This is a genomic window from Rhodococcus sp. SJ-2, assembly GCF_053750035.1.
Window position 1 is genome coordinate 3,739,414 of sequence record NZ_CM132340.1, and the last position, 17,929, is coordinate 3,757,342.

The 17,929-nt window shown below is 66.9% G+C and carries 19 protein-coding genes; 10 read left to right on the forward strand and 9 right to left on the reverse strand.

Features of this window, described 5'->3' with window-relative positions; genetic code table 11:
- Positions 1-24: 24 nt before the first annotated feature.
- A complete protein-coding gene (locus tag ACSYG9_RS17650) occupies positions 25-660 on the reverse strand; it encodes a class I SAM-dependent methyltransferase (RefSeq protein ID WP_440123756.1) in 636 nt (211 codons plus the stop codon).
- A gap of 293 nt (positions 661-953) precedes the next feature.
- Here ACSYG9_RS17650 and sigE point away from each other — a divergent pair, with 293 nt between their 5' ends.
- From sigE to tatB, 4 genes are all read left to right on the forward strand, one after another.
- Positions 954-1,580, forward strand: coding sequence for an RNA polymerase sigma factor SigE (gene sigE / locus ACSYG9_RS17655; protein ID WP_440123757.1), 627 nt, complete (start codon positions 954-956; stop codon positions 1,578-1,580).
- A 16-nt stretch (positions 1,581-1,596) separates the two neighbouring features.
- On the forward strand, positions 1,597-1,971 hold the full coding sequence (locus ACSYG9_RS17660; RefSeq protein WP_454839339.1) for a zf-HC2 domain-containing protein: 375 nt from the start codon (positions 1,597-1,599) through the stop codon (positions 1,969-1,971).
- Between the two features lie 192 nt (positions 1,972-2,163).
- A complete protein-coding gene (locus ACSYG9_RS17665; RefSeq protein WP_440127699.1) occupies positions 2,164-3,648 on the forward strand; it encodes a trypsin-like peptidase domain-containing protein in 1,485 nt (494 codons plus the stop codon).
- Positions 3,649-3,713: 65 nt separating this feature from the next.
- Positions 3,714-4,124 (forward strand): Sec-independent protein translocase protein TatB, encoded by a 411-nt coding sequence (gene tatB, locus ACSYG9_RS17670; RefSeq protein WP_440123759.1) that lies wholly within the window; start codon positions 3,714-3,716, stop codon positions 4,122-4,124.
- A gap of 59 nt (positions 4,125-4,183) precedes the next feature.
- On the opposite strand, the gene ACSYG9_RS17675 is transcribed toward tatB, so the two are convergent.
- The 5 genes from ACSYG9_RS17675 to ACSYG9_RS17695 all read right to left on the reverse strand — a co-directional run bounded on the left by ACSYG9_RS17675 (position 4,184) and on the right by ACSYG9_RS17695 (position 9,361).
- Positions 4,184-5,317, reverse strand: a complete 1,134-nt coding sequence (locus tag ACSYG9_RS17675; RefSeq protein WP_440123760.1) for a P-loop NTPase — start codon at positions 5,315-5,317, stop codon at positions 4,184-4,186.
- A gap of 25 nt (positions 5,318-5,342) precedes the next feature.
- Positions 5,343-6,224, reverse strand: a complete 882-nt coding sequence (locus ACSYG9_RS17680) for a lytic murein transglycosylase (RefSeq protein ID WP_440123761.1) — start codon at positions 6,222-6,224, stop codon at positions 5,343-5,345.
- 317 nt (positions 6,225-6,541) lie between these two features.
- Positions 6,542-7,468: a hypothetical protein gene (locus ACSYG9_RS17685; RefSeq protein WP_454839340.1), complete on the reverse strand. Its 927-nt coding sequence runs from the start codon at positions 7,466-7,468 to the stop codon at positions 6,542-6,544.
- 104 nt (positions 7,469-7,572) lie between these two features.
- Complete coding sequence (locus ACSYG9_RS17690) at positions 7,573-8,094, reverse strand: DUF1003 domain-containing protein (protein ID WP_440123763.1); 522 nt, start codon at positions 8,092-8,094, stop codon at positions 7,573-7,575.
- Positions 8,087-9,361 (reverse strand): magnesium transporter MgtE N-terminal domain-containing protein, encoded by a 1,275-nt coding sequence (locus ACSYG9_RS17695; RefSeq protein ID WP_440123764.1) that lies wholly within the window; start codon positions 9,359-9,361, stop codon positions 8,087-8,089. The genes ACSYG9_RS17690 and ACSYG9_RS17695 overlap by 8 nt, the downstream gene beginning before the upstream one ends.
- 58 nt (positions 9,362-9,419) lie before the next feature.
- On the opposite strand from ACSYG9_RS17695, the gene ACSYG9_RS17700 reads away from it, so the two are divergent.
- Both ACSYG9_RS17700 and ACSYG9_RS17705 read left to right on the forward strand, forming a co-directional pair.
- A complete protein-coding gene (locus ACSYG9_RS17700) occupies positions 9,420-10,376 on the forward strand; it encodes an aldolase/citrate lyase family protein (protein ID WP_440123765.1) in 957 nt (318 codons plus the stop codon).
- Between the two features lie 47 nt (positions 10,377-10,423).
- Positions 10,424-10,909, forward strand: a complete 486-nt coding sequence (locus tag ACSYG9_RS17705; RefSeq protein ID WP_440123766.1) for a general stress protein — start codon at positions 10,424-10,426, stop codon at positions 10,907-10,909.
- A gap of 15 nt (positions 10,910-10,924) precedes the next feature.
- Here the strand turns inward: ACSYG9_RS17705 and ACSYG9_RS17710 are convergent, their stop codons facing one another.
- Complete coding sequence (locus ACSYG9_RS17710; RefSeq protein WP_440123767.1) at positions 10,925-11,584, reverse strand: response regulator; 660 nt, start codon at positions 11,582-11,584, stop codon at positions 10,925-10,927.
- Positions 11,575-12,849, reverse strand: a complete 1,275-nt coding sequence (locus ACSYG9_RS17715) for a sensor histidine kinase (protein WP_454839343.1) — start codon at positions 12,847-12,849, stop codon at positions 11,575-11,577. Before ACSYG9_RS17715 ends, ACSYG9_RS17710 begins: the two co-directional genes overlap by 10 nt.
- 232 nt (positions 12,850-13,081) lie before the next feature.
- On the opposite strand from ACSYG9_RS17715, the gene ACSYG9_RS17720 reads away from it, so the two are divergent.
- From ACSYG9_RS17720 to ACSYG9_RS17735, 4 genes are read left to right on the forward strand one after another with little or no spacing between them, the layout of a single operon-like run.
- The gene (locus tag ACSYG9_RS17720) at positions 13,082-13,333 is read left to right on the forward strand and encodes a hypothetical protein (RefSeq protein ID WP_440123769.1); all 252 of its coding nucleotides are present in this window, start codon (positions 13,082-13,084) and stop codon (positions 13,331-13,333) included.
- Entirely contained in the window at positions 13,330-14,106 is a 777-nt protein-coding gene (locus ACSYG9_RS17725; RefSeq protein ID WP_454839345.1) for an ABC transporter ATP-binding protein, read from the forward strand. The genes ACSYG9_RS17720 and ACSYG9_RS17725 overlap by 4 nt, the downstream gene beginning before the upstream one ends.
- A complete protein-coding gene (locus ACSYG9_RS17730; protein ID WP_454839347.1) occupies positions 14,103-16,592 on the forward strand; it encodes an FtsX-like permease family protein in 2,490 nt (829 codons plus the stop codon). The genes ACSYG9_RS17725 and ACSYG9_RS17730 overlap by 4 nt, the downstream gene beginning before the upstream one ends.
- A 21-nt stretch (positions 16,593-16,613) precedes the next feature.
- Complete coding sequence (locus tag ACSYG9_RS17735; protein WP_440123772.1) at positions 16,614-17,447, forward strand: hypothetical protein; 834 nt, start codon at positions 16,614-16,616, stop codon at positions 17,445-17,447.
- On the opposite strand, the gene ACSYG9_RS17740 is transcribed toward ACSYG9_RS17735, so the two are convergent.
- Positions 17,436-17,873, reverse strand: a complete 438-nt coding sequence (locus tag ACSYG9_RS17740; protein WP_440123773.1) for a protein-tyrosine phosphatase family protein — start codon at positions 17,871-17,873, stop codon at positions 17,436-17,438. The two genes, ACSYG9_RS17735 and ACSYG9_RS17740, sit on opposite strands and share 12 nt — an antisense overlap.
- Positions 17,874-17,929 lie beyond the last annotated feature (56 nt).

The window sequence follows — 17,929 nt, forward strand, 5'->3', positions numbered from 1 at the left end:
CATACGCACGGCTGTGCGCGGCGCTCAGCTCATACGCACAGCGCACAGCAGTCCGTCACCGAGAGGCAGGACCACAGGAGCAAGCCGGTCGTCCTGAGAGATGGCACGGGCCGCCTCACGAACAGCGAGCACCGTCGAGTCTCGCGCTGCCGGGTCTGCGACACGCCCGTCGAGCAGTGCATTGTGCAGCACGATGACCCCGCCGGGCCTGAGCAGCCGTACGCCTTCCCGGACGAAGTGCGGATGGTCGGCGGGGGTGGCGTCGACGAAGACGAGGTCGTATCCGGAATCCGCGAGGCGAGGCAGCACGTCGAGTGCCCGGCCGTTGATCAGCCGGGTTCGGGAGGCGACCATCCCGCCGTCACGGAACGCGATCTTGGCGGCCCGCTGGTGCTCGGGTTCGCTGTCGATGGTGGTGAGGACGCCGTCCTCGCGGAGTCCGTGGAGCAACCACAGGCCGCTGACACCGGCGCCGGTGCCGATCTCGACGACGGTGCGCGCATCGAGCATGCGCGCGAACAGCGACAACGCTGCGCCCACGGACGGAGATACGGGTTCGGCGCCGAGATCGAGGGCGCGTTCGCGCGCGTTGACGAGGGCATCGTCCTCGACGACGACATTCTCCGCGTGGGCCAGGATCCGGTCGGCATTGGTCTGCACCCTGATGAGGCTATCGTCGCGACCGCATCAGTGCAGGCAGGCGCGCCCCAGAATCCCGCGTTCGTGGTTTCTCAGCTGACTTTCAGGGTACTCATACGGCGTCCACATCGCTGTGGTGAAAAGTAATGGTCGGATACGCAACAGACCGCCGGTTCGACGATTGCGCAAGACCTGTCGGAAAGGTCGACGAAGGGGCACCAGCGGAAATAGATTCCCGCGTCCGAGCGTTGACCACCGGAAGAATGTCGTTTTTTTCGATCAGCGGTCCCGAAGAGGAGGATCCACCGATCCACATGCAAAGATCCGATACCGTCCCCACCTCCGACGTGTGCACGTCTGCCGACACCGATATGAGTGGAACAGCAGTGTTCGATGCCACCGGTGATCGTGCTTCCATGCCGTCATGGGACGAGCTGGTCCGTCAGCACGGCGACCGCGTGTACCGGCTTGCCTACCGACTTTCCGGCAACGCACAGGACGCCGAAGATATCACCCAGGACACATTCATCAGGGTGTTCCGTTCACTGCAGGACTACCAGCCGGGCACTTTCGAGGGCTGGCTGCATCGAATCACCACGAACCTCTTCCTGGACATGGTGCGCCGCCGGAATCGCATCCGGATGGAAGCGCTGCCGGAGGACTACGATCGGGTACCGGCCCACGGGCCGAACCCCGAGGAGATCTACCACGACGCTCGCCTCGGTGCCGATCTGCAGTCCGCACTGGACTCGCTGGCACCGGAGTACCGTGCCGCGGTGGTGCTCTGTGACATCGAGGGACTCTCGTACGAAGAGATCGGTGCCACACTGGGGGTGAAGCTCGGTACGGTGCGTAGTCGTATCCACCGGGGTCGCCAGGCGCTGCGCGAGCACCTGCGCGAGCATGGGAAGGTCGAAGTCGGTCGCGTCGATGCGGGGTAGCCGCCAGGAGGATTTGATGACGATGGTGCAACCACCTCGCAGGTTCGGTTCTACGGAGCACCTGGCCAGCGAAGCCGTTGCCGCATTCGTCGACGGAGAGCTCCGGATGTCGGCGTACCTCCGCGCCGCACAGCATCTGTCCATCTGTGGCGAATGCGCGACCGAGGTCGAAGCGCAGGAACAGGCCCGTCGCGCATTGCGGTCGGCGGCCCGTCAGGCCCCGGCGATGCCGTCCTCGCTGCTCGGGGCGCTGAGCAACATTCCCAGCCATCTCTGTGACAAGCCGGGCCCCGACCCTACTCGTCTGTCGGGTCCGGGAGGTCCGTTCGACGCCGCCGCCCAGGATCCGTGGAGCGCCACACGCCGGTGGTCGATCCGCCGTCGTCGGTGACAGCGAGCAGGCGGTAGCAGCAGAGACAGTGCCATCGGTGATACTGGGCTGCGTGACGGACCTACACGGGGGAGACGGACACGCGTGAGCGGCGATTCTGTGCAACGGACGGGTGTGCAACGTAACGGGCGAGGCGACGCCGGGACCGGCGACAACAGGGTCGGCGACAACGACACTGCGCCCGCCGACGGTATGCCCGATGCCGCTTCGGGTCGGTCCGGGGAGATTGCAAGACCCGTCGATGCGCCGCGCCTCGAACCAAGGCCCGTGTATCGGCCTATCGTCGACCCGTCCGCTGCGCAGGTCTTCGGTCGGCCTGCCGGTGCCGTCGGTTCCTTCGGCGGGAGCTCCCGAGACCGGACACCCGACCCGCGGATCCAGCATGCGCCTCCGGCCGATCCGATCTTCGCGGAAGCGTACGGACGTCCCGACGAGAGTGTCGATACTCTTCAGCGCCCGCCAGGGGACCCCGACGAAGGCCCTGCCGAGACGACGCCGCCCGACCCGTGGCGCAACCCGGATTCGGCCGTGCGACTCGGTCCTCCCATTGCGGACACGGCGCCGGACGAACTGCCGCCCGCACGCAAATTGGCTCTTCGGGAAGTGCTCTTCGACCGTCGCGTCGAGCCACGTGCCCTCGCCACTCTCGCCGCCGTAGCCGTCGTCATCGGAATGGTCGGCGGGCTCGTCGTCGCTCTGATGCTGTCCGAGAACGGATCGCTGACAAGTCGCGGCGTATCGCTGACGCAGGTTGCGGCAGGCGAGGATGTCCCGACCGGCACTGTCGCCCAGGTTGCCGACGCCGTCCTGCCCGCGGTCGTATCGATCCAGGTCACGCTCGGCCAGGACGCCGGAACCGGATCGGGTGTCGTGATCGACGGGGAAGGCTACATTGCTACCAACAACCACGTGGTGTCGATGGCCGCGAACAATCCCGAAGCCAACGTGCAGGTGTCGTTCAACGACGGTACGAAGGTGCCTGCGTCGATCGTGGGGCGAGACATCAAGACCGATCTGGCGATCCTGAAGGTCGATGATGTCGACAATCTCGTCGTCGCCGAACTCGGCCGGTCCGAGGACGTCCAGGTCGGCGAGGACGTCGTCGCGGTCGGTTCGCCCCTCGGCCTGAACAAGACCGTCACGCGTGGCATCGTCAGTGCGCTGCATCGGCCCATGCGGTTGAACGGACAGGGCACCGACACCGACGCGGTCATCGATGCCGTGCAGACCGACGCGGCCATCAACCCGGGTAATTCGGGGGGACCGCTCATCGACTCGGAAGGCCGGGTCATCGGCATCAACTCGGCGATCAAGTCGGAGACCGGCGGATCGGTCGGTCTGGGCTTCGCGATCCCGATCGATACCGTCACCGAGGTTTCGCAGGCGCTCATCACCGACGGTGTGATGCATCATCCTGAGATCGGTGTGAATGCTCGGACCGTTGTCAACGATGTTGCCAGTGGCGCCGAGGTGGCCAATGTGCAGCAGGGGAGCCCGGCTCAGCAGGCAGGCATCGTCGAAGGCGACGTGATCGTCAAGGTCGGCGACCGAGAGGTCACGAGCGCGGACGAACTCGTCGTCGCAGTTCATCTGCAGGCGATGGATCAGCCGGTCACCGTGCAGTTGGTGCGTGAGGGCCGCCTGGTCGACATCGAGGTCACACCGGTATCGGATTGATCATGAGGGATTGTGACATCTGCTGTGGGTGCTGCAATCCTGCGTGGACCACGTAGTCTGGTGCCGTGTTCGGCAACATCGGTTGGGGCGAGTTCATGGTCCTCCTCATCGCGGCCCTCGTGGTCCTCGGTCCGGAGCGACTTCCGGGTGCGGTGTCGTGGGTGACCAAGTCACTTCGGCAGGTGCGTGAGTATGCGTCGGGTGCCCGTCAGCAGCTCAAGGACGAACTCGGGCCCGAATTCGACGATCTTCAGAAGCCGCTGTCCGATCTCAACCAGCTGCGGGGCATGACGCCGAAGGCCGTCATCACCAAGCATCTTCTCGACGGCGACGACTCGATCCTCACGGGCAACTTCGATTCCCCGACGGCCAATGGGCCCGGTGGGGGCCCTCGCAGTTCGGCGCCTTCGCGGCCGGACATGTCGAAGCCCCTCGCTCCGGGCGAGATTCCGCCGATCGATCCCGACGCGACGTAGTGTCCTCGCCCCGAGGAGGGGCTCTGCGTCCCTGAGGGGCGGTGCTGCTTCTCTGCGGCTCAGAGATGCCGGGTGGTGTCGATCCCCAGTGACATGCCTGCCAGACCACGACGACGCACGGCGAGTTTCTCGGCGATCTCCCGCATCGCGATGCCCGGTGCGGAATCCGGTGCGCTGAGGACGATCGGGGTGCCCGCGTCGCCCGCCTCACGGATCGCAGGGTCGAGGGGGATCTGGCCCAGCAGTGGCACCTCGGCTCCGACTGCGCGTGAAAGCCGCTCTGCGACTGCCTGGCCGCCGCCGGTACCGAAGACATCCATCTTGGTGCCGTCGGGTAGTTCGAGCCACGACATGTTCTCGACAACGCCCGCGATGCGCTGACGGGTCTGCAAGGCAATCGAGCCGGCACGCTCGGCGACCTCCGCTGCTGCCTGCTGCGGGGTGGTCACCACGAGGATCTCCGCGTTGGGGATCAGCTGCGCAACCGAGATCGCGACGTCGCCCGTACCGGGCGGGAGGTCCAGCAGCAGCACGTCGAGATCGCCCCAGAAGACATCGGCGAGGAACTGCTGCAGTGCCCGGTGGAGCATGGGGCCGCGCCATACCACCGGGGTGTTCCCCTCGGTGAACTGGGCGATCGAAATCATCTTCACTTCGTGCGCGATGGGCGGCACGATCATCCGTTCCACCTGGGTGGGCTTCGCGGACGTGCCGAGCATGCGGGGGATCGAGTGGCCGTAGATGTCGGCATCGAGCACACCTACGGACAGTCCACGATCGGCCATCGCAGCTGCGAGGTTGACGGTGACCGACGATTTGCCGACGCCGCCCTTCCCGGAGGCCACCGCGTAGACGCGAGTGAGCGAACCGGGCTGCGCGAACGGGATGACGGGTTCGGTGGAGTCACCGCGAAGGGACTTGCGAAGGGCCGTGCGCTGCTCGTCGTTCATCACGTCGAGGGTCACTCGGATCTCGCCCACGCCCGCCACGTCGGCTACGGCCTTGGTGACCCGATCGGTGATCTCGGTACGCATCGGGCACGCGGCCGTCGTGAGATACACCTCGATGTCGACACTGCTGTCGTCGCGGATTTCGACGCTCTTGACCATTCCGAGGTCCGTGATGGGCTTGCGGATCTCCGGATCCTGGACCCGTGCGAGCGCGCTTCGGATGTCGGACTCAAGGACTGCCATGGTGACCATGGTAGGTGGCGGTGGTTCAGTGGATCCGCGGCAGGTCGGCAGCGCTGGGTGTGATGCCGGTCGAGTAGGCGGCAGACCAGGCGAGGACGTTCGCGACGTACGCCATCGAGTTGTTGTAGCGGTGGATGGCTTTCGTCGAGTGCGCGAGGTTGCGCATGTCGAGGCCACCGTCGCACAGGTAGCGCGCGGTGGTCAGGGTGGAGTCGTAGAGGTTCTGGGGATCGGACTTGCCGTCACCGTTGCCGTCGCCCGCGTACTGGGTCCACGTGGTGGGGATGAACTGCATCGGCCCCACGGCCCGGTCGTATACGGAATCGCCGTCGAGGACGCCGCCGTCCGTGTCGTGGATCACGGCCTGGCCGGGGAGGCTGCCGTTGAGCGGAAGGCCGATCACGGGCTCGTTGAGGTTTCCGAGATCGTCGGCCTGGCCTCCGTTGGCATGCCCGGATTCGACGCGGCCGATTCCCGCGAGCAACGTCCAGTACATGCCACAGCCGGGATTTTCCTCGTTGAGGATCCGTTCGGCGTTGAGGTAGGCGTCGAAGTTGATGCCGGGAATTCCGAGGGGGCCTTCGTGCAGGACCTTGGGCTCGGGTTCCGGCGCGGGAGCGGCCTTCGGTGTGGGCGCGGCAGCGGGCTCCGGAGCGAGCATGACATTCTGGGCGACCGCGGTGACCTGCGGGATATCGATCGAGTTCACGGCCGCGGCGATGTCGTCGATCGGCGTCGCAGCAGTTGCAGGCTCGGTTTCGTGCTGGTGGATCCCGAGCAGGGTGCGGGGCGATGCGCCCGCGGTGGTGGCGGCTGCGGCAACCAAGCCCACCGGCACCAACCCCGTCATGGCAATGACGGAATTGCGACGGAGTTTCGAATCCAATGGCTTAGCGTGCCGGCCCACTACTACCTCCCTCGGGCATCTCGTCGAGATGCCTCCGTTATATGGCCGGGCCGACACTACAGGATTCGATGCGCTTCCGTTACTCAACCGTGATGTAACGCAGGTTTACGGATACTCGGGGCCGGCGTCATCGCCGGTGGCGACGGAAATCGAAAACCCGCGGTCGAGGCGCCTGCGAGGGGATCGAGCGGCCGCGGAGGGGAGGATGCGTCCGTTATGTGTATGTGATTTTAGTAACAGGTCGACGGGTGGGAATGTCCGACTTCAGGTGGGAGCGTCCGGGGAATGTCACTGCTTGAATGTCCCGCTCTTGAATGTCACGGCTCGCAGAGGGTGGGGACGAGGCAGGGTATTTCCGGCAGTTCCGGAATCGTCATCATGGGCAGGCCCGGCGAGGCAGGAGTGGTCTCCTCGGTGGCCTGCTCATCGTTCGTGTCCGGTGTGGCAGGAGCGGCAGCGTCGGTGGTGGGCATCGGCACGACCGGAGGGGTGGGGGCAGCGGTCGGTGGTACCGCAGGGACTGCCGGGGCCACCTCTGCGCCCTTCTTGTAGGCGGCAGACCATTTCTGCACATTCGCCAGGTACTCGGGGGAGGGGTCGAACATTGCGGCGACCCGCGCTTCGCCTGCCTCGTCTCGCGCGGGCGCGCCGTCCGCGCAGGCCCACGCCCCCGCTGCGAGTGTCGCATCGAACACGTTCTGCGGGTCCGTCACTCCGTCGGCGTTTCCGTCCGAGGGGAAGCGCTCCCACGCGCCGGCCGGAAGCTGCATCGGGCCGACGCGGCCGTCGGGTGTCGTCCGTGCTGCGGCGAGAGTGCCGAGGACGTCCGTTCGCCCGTTGTCGGCATGATTCGATTCGAGGCGCCCGATCGCTGCCAGCAGATGCCACGACAGTCCGCACTCCGGCGAATTGATCGCGAGCTGCATCTCGGCGGCGCGGTATGCGTAGAACACGAGTTCAGGGATTGCGAGGGGGCCGTCGCCGAGTATGGCGAACCCGTCACCGGGCATCGCAGGGGGCGTCTGTGACAGCGGATCCGTCGGGTCGCCGGTGGCTGCGGACGGATTGCGCATCGCCTGCGGGGTCGCCGGCTCGGCGGGCAGAACGCCCACATTCCGTACGGCGGCGGTGTGCGCGGGTTCGAGATCGGCCGCGGCGCCGCTCGGTGCGGGCGCCGAGGCTGTCGCGGCGAAACCTGCTGCAGCGAGCAACGGAACAACAATCAGAGTCGTTTGCCAGCGCACCTGGACACCCCACCTTCGACCGAACCTACGTCACCACTGTTGTGACGCACATTACAGAACGGGTTCGGGTTATGTGCAACCGGACGTTGCGGTATCGGATGTCCTCAGCGTCGCGGTGGCCTCACCGGACCGGGACCGACCTCGTCGCCCTTGTCGGCATCGATGATCAGAGTCTTCAGGTCTTCCAGTTCTCGTCGCAGATAGTCGCGTGTCGCGACCTCGCCGACGGCAAGTCGCAACGCCGCAAGCTCACGTGCGAGGAACTCGGTGTCGGCCTTCGTTTGCTCGGCCCGTGTCCGGTCTTCCTCGAGCGACACCCGGTCGCGGTTCTCCTGCCTGTTCTGGGCGAGCAGGATCAGCGGCGCCGCATACGCGGCCTGCGTCGAGAACGCGAGATTGAGCAGGATGAACGGATACGGATCCCACTGCAGGCTCACCGCGAAGACATTGAGCACAATCCAGACGATCACCACGATCGTCTGGATCGCCAGGTAGCGGCCGGTGCCGAGGAATCGTGCGATCGACTCGCTGACGCGGCCGACGGCCTCCACATCGAAGTTCACCCGGAACCGGGAGGTACGGGGAGTCTCGAGCCGCTGTGTGCCCAACGGGTTGCGGTCACTCATCCTCTTCCTCCTCTTCACGCCAGTCCTCGGGCAACAGATGGTCGAGCACGTCGTCGACACTCACCGCACCGAGCAGGTGCTGCTCGTCGTCCACGACCGGAGCGCACACCAGGTTGTACGTCGCGAAGTAACGCGTTACCGAAGCCAGAGAATCCTCGGGATCGAGTCGCGGGAGATCGTTGTCGATGACACCGCCGACGAGGCTTGCCGGCGGTTCTCGAAGCAATCGTTGCAGATGAACGCAACCCAGATAGCGGCCGGTCGGTGTCGCGGTCGGGGGGCGGACCACGAACACCATCGACGCCAGTGCGGGGGTCAGATCCGGATTGCGTGCCCGAGCGAGTGCCTCGGCGACCGTGGTCGCCGGAGTCAGAACGACCGGCTCCGGAGTCATCAGGCCGCCCGCGGTGTCGGGAGAGTGTTCGAGCAGGCGGCGCACCGGCTCGGAATCTTCCGGGTTCATGCGCTGAAGGAACCATTCGGCGTCGGTCTCCGGCAGCTCGCCCATCAGATCGGCGACGTCGTCCGGGTCCATGGCCTCGAGAACGTCGACGGCACGGTCGACCTCGAGGTGTTTGAGGAGATCCGTCTGGTCGTCTGCCGGTAGCTCTTGGACGATGTCGGCGAGTCGTTCGTCGTCGAGTGCGGCGGCTACTTCGTTGCGGCGTTTGATCGGGAGATCGCGCAACACGTTGGCGACGTCGGCGGGACGCATGTCCTCGAACTGGAGCAGCAACTGTGAGACACCCTGCCCGGGTAGAGCGAGGGCCTGCTGAGTCAGGCCGTGCACGTGCTGCCACTCCACGACGTGCACGGGCGCGCGACGCGCCAGCCGTCCCCGATGCCGTCGCACCGCGACACGCGAGACCAGCCAATCCCGGCTGCGGGTGAGATCGATCCCGAGATCGACGACGGTGACGTCCGCTCCCTGGAGGTCGGAGAGCTCCGGGTCGTCGACGCGCACGCGGGAGTCGAGCACCTGCGCGAGGGCGAGCACCTCGGAGGGACGCTGAGTGAACCTGCGAAGGCTCACGTTGCCGGTGACGAGCGTGACCGAACCCGGCGCGATCGCCGTCACCCGCAGCATCGGAACGAAGATCCGTTTCCTGGTGGGAAGCTCGACGACCAGGCCGAGCACGCGCGGAGGCTGACGGCCTATTCGTATGGTGAGCACGACGTCGCGGACACGACCGATCGATTCGCCGTCGGGGCCGAGCACGACCAGGCCCGCCAGCCTCGCTGCGAATACCTTGCTCACTGCTGCCATGATTGCCAGGCTAGAGGCTAGGTATGTCGATCACGGAACACGGAGGCTCGGTCACCCCATGTCGTTCTCATTCAGGCCCCGACGGTCAGTACTTGCGGTTCCGGGCAGCAGCCGGAAGATGATCGACAAGGCCAAGGGGTTGCCTGCCGACGCGCTCTTCCTCGATCTCGAGGACGCCGTATCGCCGCTCGCCAAGGAACAGGCGCGCACGACCATTGTCGAAGCGCTGAACGAAGACGGTTGGGGTGACCAGCTCAAAGTCGTACGTGTCAACGACTGGACGACCGACGCCACCTACCTCGATGTGTCCACCGTCGTCGGTGGCGCGGGCGCGCATCTCGACGCGATCCTGCTGCCCAAGGTGCCGGACGCGAGCCACGTGAAGGCGCTCGATCTGCTGCTCACCCAGGTGGAGAAGGCACACGGACTCGAGGTCGGGCGGATCGGGATCGAACCGCAGATCGAGGATGCGCTGGGGCTGACGAACATCAACGAGATCGCGACGGCCAGTCCTCGCGTGCAGACCCTCGTGTTCGGCCCCGCCGACTTCATGGCGAGCATCAACATGCGCACTCTCGTCGTGGGCGAACAGCCCGAGGGCTACGACCGCGGTGACGCTTACCACCACATCCTCATGACGATCCTGATGGCCGCGCGGGCACACGGACTTCAGGCTATCGACGGACCGTACCTGCAGATTCGCGACGTCGAGGCGTTCCGCCGATCGGCGCAGCGCTCGGCAGCGCTCGGATTCGACGGCAAGTGGGTGCTGCACCCCAGCCAGATCGATGCTGCCAACGAGGTGTTCAGCCCGCGGCAGGAGGACTACGACAAGGCGGAGATGATTCTCGACGCCTACGAGTGGCACACCTCCGCAGCGGGCGGCGCGCGCGGCGCCGCGATGCTCGGTGACGAGATGATCGACGAAGCGAGCCGGAAGATGGCCCTCGTCATCTCGGCGAAGGGCCGTGCCGCGGGGATGACCCGGACCACCTCGTTCGAGCCGCCGAAGTAGGCGGATCCCGGCAGAATGGACACGGACTGCAACGAGAAGGAGCCAGAATGACGAATCCCATGGGGCCCGGACGTCAGGCGCCGGGACTGCCGGAACCGCCGAGCGGATGGCCTGTCGGTTCGTACTCGACATACGCAGAAGCGCAGCGCGCCGTCGACCACCTGTCCGATCAGAACTTCTCGGTCGAGGACGTCACGATCGTCGGCGTCGACCTGATGCAGGTCGAGCGCGTCACGGGTCGGCTGACGTGGGCCAAGGTGATCGGCGGCGGCATCGTCTCCGGTGCGTGGCTCGGCCTGTTCTTCGGTCTGCTGCTCGGGATCTTCTCCACCGACTTCCTGGGGCCGCTGCTCGTGGGTCTCGTCGGCGGCATCATCTTCGGGTTGATCTCGGCGACGATCCCGTACGCAGCAACGCGAGGGCAGCGCGACTTCTCGTCGACGATGCAGCTGGTCGCGGGACGCTACGACGTGCTGTGCGAGCCGCGTAGTGCAGAGACGGCACGCGACCTGCTCGCGAAGCTGGCCTTGTAGGCGCGCCCGCACACTTCAGCCGGGCCTGCCGGTCGCTTCGAGATGCCGGAGCACGGCGACGACTCGCCGGTCGGAGTCGTCGCCGGCATACAGGCCGAGTTTGGCGAAGATGTTCCGAATGTGCTTGTGGACAGCATTTTCCGTGATGAACAGCCGTGTCGCTATCGCACCGTTGCCCAGTCCTTCGGCCATCACGGCCAGTACTTCCCGTTCTCGCGTGGTCAGGTCGGAGAGTCGGTCGGCCGCGCGTTGCCGCGCAAAGAGCTGCGCCACTACTTCGGGATCGATCGCAGTGCCACCGCGGGCAACTCGGTGCAGCGCCTCCATGAACGTGCCGACCCGCCCGACGCGTTCTTTGAGCAGGTATCCGGTGCGGTCGGCTCCGCCCGCAAGCAGTTCGGTGGCGAAACTCTGCTCCACGTAGGCCGAAAGCACCAGAACCGCGAGATCGGGATGGGCCGCCCGGGCCGCGACGGCTGCCCGGATCCCCTCATCGGTGTGGGTCGGCGGCATCCGGACGTCGACGATCGCGACGTCCGGGCGGTGCTCTTCGACGGCGTAGAGGAGTGCCTCGGGATCGCCCACCGCCGTAACGACGTCCAGCCCCTCGCCGCGCAGCAACAGCACGAGCCCTTCCCTCAGCAACGCGTCGTCTTCGGCAACCACTATCCGCACGGGATCACCGCTTCCACGATCGTCGGCCCGCCGGCCGGACTGTGCACCCGCATCGCCCCGTCGTGGGCCTCGATGCGTCCCCGGATTCCGGCCAGCCCGGATCCGTGCCCGATGACAGCACCGCCGGAACCGTCGTCTTCCACCTCGATCACGAGTTCGTCGCCTCGCTGCCGCACTCGCACCTCCGCTCGCCGTGCCCCACTGTGGCGGGTGACATTGGTGAGCGCCTCGGCCACTGTGTAATAGGCGATGGCTTCGAGGGCCACAGGACATCGCGATATCACGCGTGCGTCGACCCGGGTCTCCACCGGGCACTGCGCTGCCAGCGCCGACAAGGCTCCCGACAGGCCATCGGATTCGAGGACCGGCGGCAGGATGCTGCGCACCACCGAGCGCAGCTCCGCCAAGGCCGCCTCGACGCTCTGTTGAGCGCGCTCGAGCAGAGGGTCTGCGGTGGACGGGTCGCGGGCCAGCGCCTGGCGGGCTGCGCCGGTGAGTACGGCGACGGTCACGAGCCGATTCTGAGCGCCGTCGTGCAGCGCCCGCTCGATCCGGCGCAACTCCACGGCATGCGCGTCGAGGGCAGCCGCTCGTGTTGCGGTGAGCGCCGCGACGCGTGCGGACAGGTCGACGTCCGGGTGCGGGGCCAGCAACCGGATGCCGGGGGCAACCTGTGCCCGGAGAAGCAGCGGAGGCAACGCGAACCACAGGATCGCCCAGCAGAGACCGGTGACGAGTGCCCAGCGCGCACCGGCCCACGAGTCGACGGTGACGAAGCCACCGAGGATGGTCGCGCCGCCTGACGGCACCGAACTCCACCACAGCGGAGCACTGAGCTCCTCCACCGCATTCGAGAGCAGTTCCAACGGCAGCAGGCCGACGACGAGTCCGAACGTCGCGTGGATGCACATCCATGCGATGTCTCGTCGAGGTCCGGGATCGGAGCGCAGGAACCGCCAGGCCTCTCGCGATTCTGTGGGAATGTGGGAGTACGGCGAACGCATGGGATGGCCGAGCGCACTCAGTCGTCGCCGTTCCAGATCCGCGATCGACCGGACGACGGTCAGCACCGGTCCGAGCAGAACCACTCCGATACCCACCAGGCAGAGCAGCCCCACCACGATCAGCGCACTCACCCCGAAGAGTGCCAGCACAGCAGTGCCGGCCCCGAGTACCAGCCATTTGGTCGCGTGGGCTGCATTCCTCACCGCTGCAACCGCTTTCTCGCGCGGCGCGGTTCGTCGAACGGCATCACCGACGGGCACAGGTTCTCCTCGGACTCTCCAGCAGCGGAGGTTGTGGTTGTGCGACGACACTATGTCGCCTCCGCGTGCGAGGTCCATGCGTGTGCACTGTCGGCGGAAAAGGTACAGCCTGCCGTACCGGAAGCCGGTAGGCGCCGGGATGTCGGGACGTCGCGACCGCTCATAGCGTCGAGCCCAGTGGAACGACGGCCTCGAAACAGCGGCCTCGAAACAGCGGCGTGAAGGAGACATCGTGGACGATCCCTACCGAATCCGACCGAACCGTGGAGAACCGGACACGACAGGTGGTGCGTTGCCCCGCGGGGAGCATCCCGACCGGGTGGTCGGGATGCTGTGGGCCATGCTCGCGGTCTTCGTCGGGCTGAACGCGGTGGTCTCGATCACCGAGCCGGACAATGTCCTGCTCTCGCTGATGTTCGGTGTTCCCGGCGTCGTCTGCCTGGTTCTGCTGGTGATGCGCTACATGGGGCGGCGGCGCTCGTGAACACGGCTGCAGCACCTGCAGCCGCGGCGCACGAGCACGATGCGTCGCCGGTGACGGCTGCAGTGCGGTTCGAGGGCGTCACCAAGATGTACCGTCGCGTGGGCGGAGCGCCCGCCCTCGACGACGTGACACTGACCGTTCCGCGCGGCGCGTTCCTCGCGGTCGTAGGCCGGTCCGGATCAGGCAAGAGCACGTTGCTGCACTGCGCCGCAGGGCTGGACACCCCGACACGAGGGCGCGTGTGGATCGGCGACACGTTGGTCAGCACGTTGCGCGAGACCGCCCGCACCCGGATCAGGCGGGAACGAGTGGGATTCGTCTTCCAGGCCTACAACTTGATCCCGTCCCTCACCGTCGAAGAGAACATCACCCTGCCGCTGCGTCTGGCCCAGACACCCGGCGACGGAACGTGGCTGGGGGAGGTGGTCGACCGGGTGGGCCTGGGCGACGTCCTCTCTCGCAAGCCCGGCGAACTGTCCGGTGGGCAGCAACAGCGTGTCGCGGTGGCCCGTGCACTCGCGACCCGTCCCGACGTGATCTTCGCCGACGAACCGACCGGGGCGCTCGACCCTGCCACCGGCGACCGAATCCTGTCTCTCCTCACCGATCTCGTGCGGGACCTGGGACAGACCGTCGTCATGGTCACGCACGACCCCGCGGCCGCGGCCAGAGCTCACGACGCGGTGGTGATGGAAGACGGCCGCATCGAGCAGGTACTGAGTGCACCCGACGCCGCCGAGTTGACCCGCGTACTGGGCGGGAGGATCGGGTGACGGTGCGATTGCCAGGCAGGGCCGGCGAAGCGATCGCGGTGACTTGTGCGGTGACGGTCGGCGCGGCCTTGGTGACCCTCTGCTCGGTACTGGCCGAGACCGGTCTGCGCTCACCCGTACCTGCGCAACGGTTCGCCGGAGTGGATGTGGTGATCGGCGGGGACCAGATCGTCACGCGGGACGAGGACTTCGACCTTGCACTGCCCGACCCCGTCGGAGTTCCGATGGAGCTGGTCCGTACGGTCTCGGAGATCGCGGGTGTGCGCGCTGCTGCGGCCGACTTCACCTTCCCCGCCGCACTGCCGGATGGCGAGGGCGGGGTGGTGCCCGGCGGGTCGGTACGGCACAACGGGCACGGGTGGGGCTCCTTATTGGGGTCGGTCGACGTGACCGGCGCACCACCGGCCGGTCCCGACGACGTCGTCCTCGCCACCGACCTGGCAGCCTTGGCCGGTGTCTCCGTAGGGGATCCAGTGCAGCTCATACTGCGCGGGCAACCGCGGGACATGCTGGTGACGGGAATCGCGGATCTCGACGGTGGCGGGATCTTCGTCGGTGACACCCTGGCCCGCGACCTTTCGCACCGGTCCCGAGACACCGTCGACCTGCTCTCCGTCGAGTTCGACGCCGACGTCGACAGTTCGGCCGTCCGCGAGCGGATCGAAAAGACGGTCGCGGACCGGAATCTCGTGGTCGCGACCGGGGACGGTATCGGCCGGCTCGAACGCCCCGCTGCAGCGGCCGCCTCCGCTACATTGCTGGCCGCGTCCACGTCCGTCGCCGGAGTTCTGGTGACCCTGGTCGGATTCATCACTGCCGGTGCGGTTTCGGTCGGGGTCGCCAACCGCGCCCGTGAACTGGCGCTGTTACGCGCTGTGGGCGCCACTCCGAAACAGATCCGGTCGATGACGGCACGACGGACCACCCGCGGTGCGCTCGGCGGTGTACTCGTGGGCATCACGGCGGGCAGCCTGCTCTCCGCAGCGGCCACCGGACCACTCGTGGCCATGGGATTGCTCGTTCCAGGTCAGTCGCTCAGCTGGAGTCCGGTCCCCGCGCTGGGAACCGGGCTTTTGACGCTCGGTCTCGTCCAGGTGGCGGCGTGCGCCGGGTCGTTTCGGATCTCCCGTATGTCTGGTGTCGACGCGATCACCGCGACCGAGACCGAACCGGCCAGCGCGAGTCCGATCCGGACCGGGGTGGGGTTCGTCGTCATCGCACTGTCGGCCACCTCCACCGTCATCCCTCTCGTGACCCGCGGCGAGGCCGCTCTGATCGGTGCGGCATCGGGAACACTCCTGGCGATCATCGGCGTGTCGCTGGTCGCTCCTGCCGCGGTCACCCGCAGCTGTGAGTGGCTTGCCTCTCGGGCGAGTCCGCCGAGTTCCTGGCTGGCTGTGCGTAATTCGGGAAGTCGCGCTGTGCGGACCGGGGGTGCCATCAGCGTTCTCGCGCTCGCCATCGGGTTGTCGACCACGCAGCTCTTTGCGGAGTCGACCATGAGCGCGACGATCGATCATGAGGTCGAGGAAGGCACCTTTGCGGATCTGCTGGTATCCGCGCCCGAGGTCGGGGGTGTGTCCGCGGAGGCGCTCGACACAATCGAGGCGGCACCCTCCGTCACGGCGGCTGTTCCCGTGATCCGCTCAACCGTGACACGACGCTTCCAGAGCGATGACCGGACACGCGCCGAGTCCTACCCTGTGTCCGCCGTCGGTTCCGGCTTCGACGGTGTGCTCGATCTCGGGATCGTCGACGGCGACCTGTCCCGGCTCAATGGAGCCTCTGTTGCGGTGGATTCCGCGACCTCCCGGATGGCGGGGATCGACGTCGGCGACACACTGCCGCTGATCCTCTCGGATGGGGCCGCTGTGGAACCGACAGTGGTCGCGACCTATTCCCGCGGCGTCGGTTTCGGCACCGTCGTGATGCCACTGGACCTGCTCCCACAGGCGGCGACAGGCCCATACGACGCCGTGTTCGTCAACGGTGACGAAGCAAGCGTCGCAACCGAGCTCGCGGATCTGGTCGCGGGATCACCCGGACTGCGGATCGAGGAGACCCGTACGACTGCCGCGGGGGCGGTGTCCCAGGATCCCACGCGGCCGCTGAGCGTCGCGCTTTCCGTCGTCCTGATGGGCTACGTACTCATCGACGTAGCCAACCGCCTCGTCGTGACCACCCTGCGACGACGCCGGGAATGGCAGCTGCTGCGGGCCGTCGGTGCAACCCCTCGCCAGCTCCTGGCAATGGCGGGGACGGAAGGTCTGTTCGTCTGTCTCGGTGCCGTCGTCACCGGACTGGTGATCTCGCTGGTTCCGATGACGGTGGTGGCCATCGGTTTCGTCGGCCGACCCTGGCCGCAGGGGCCGCTGTGGCCCGTGCTCGCGACGGTCTCGGTCGTGTGTGTGGTCGCCCTTTTGACGATGATGCTGCCCGCGCATCATCTGCTTCGAGGATCGGGTGTCCCTGTGCCTGAGGGGTGATCGGCCACTACTCTCGGTCACATGCCTACGCTAGACTCGGCAGCGGACTCCCTGTACGGACTCGATCCCAGGGAGTTCATCGCGGCGCGCACCGAGTATGTCGCGCAGGCACGGGAGTCGGGTGATCGCGAGCTCACCGCAGCGATAGGCCGGCTCCGCAAACCGACTGTTGCGGCGTGGCTCGTGAACCTGCTGGCACGCGAGCGGGCCGACGAACTCGATGTCCTCCTCGACCTCGGCGACGCCTTGCGTACCGCGCAGCGAACACTGTCCGGCCAGGATCTGCGCAGGCTGTCGGCGCAGCGACGGCAGGTCATCTCCGCGCTCGAACGGGACGTCGCCGAACTCGCCTCCGAACGGGGGAGGAAGGCCGGCGAGAACACACTGAGGGAGGTGACGCAGACCCTCAATGCCGCGCTTGCAGACCCGGCGATCGCCGACCGTGTGCGGGCAGGGCGGCTCGACGCGATCATCGAGCCGAGTGGCCTCGGTGAGCTGGGTGGCTTCGAAAACCTGTCGCCGGCGCAGCTGAGTGTGGTTCCCGAGCACACCACCACACGAGTCGAGCGCACCGCAGAGCGAGCCGAACTGGACGAGGCCACCACCGCGGCCGAGGACGCCCGCCGCGCGGCCCGGCGAGCGCGCGCTGCTGCGACAGAGGCGGAGCAGGAGCTCGCCCGCCATGAGGCGGAGGTCGACGCACTGCAAGAGCAGCTGATCCGCGCCGAAGAACAGCGCAAGTTCGCGCGTCGCGCGGTCGCGGCGGCCAAAAAGGAAGTCACGACTGCCGAGCGTGAGGCATCTGCAGCCGAAGCCGAAGTGGTCCGTGTGAAGCGACGCCGCTCATCCCAGTGAACGGAACCGAGTGACGAACCGGCGCTGCCACGGGGTTTCGACCGCGCGAGGGTGATAGTGGCGCCGGACGAAGGCGACTGCGTCCCTCGCTCGGATACCGTCGAGTATCGCGAGGCAGGCGAGCGCGGTGCCGGTGCGTCCGCGCCCACCGGTGCAGGCCACCTCCACCCGCTGCCGTCCTGCGCGCACCCACGTCTCGTACAAAGCGTCGTACGCGTCCTGCGGGTCGGACGGCACTCGGAAGTCGGACCAGCGAACCCAACGGGAATCCCAATCGAGGGCGACCAGCGGACGCCCCTGGAGGTACACACCGAACTCCGGTAGCGGGCCGTCGGGCAGCGGACCGCGCAGAGCGCGCCCGCGTACGCGCCTCCCTGACGGTAGCTGCAGTACGCCGGGAGCTTCGATGTCCCATTCCGCTTGCACGAAGGAAACCTACCTGTGTCTATCCTGTCCACCCCCGACACACCGGCTCGTGTCGG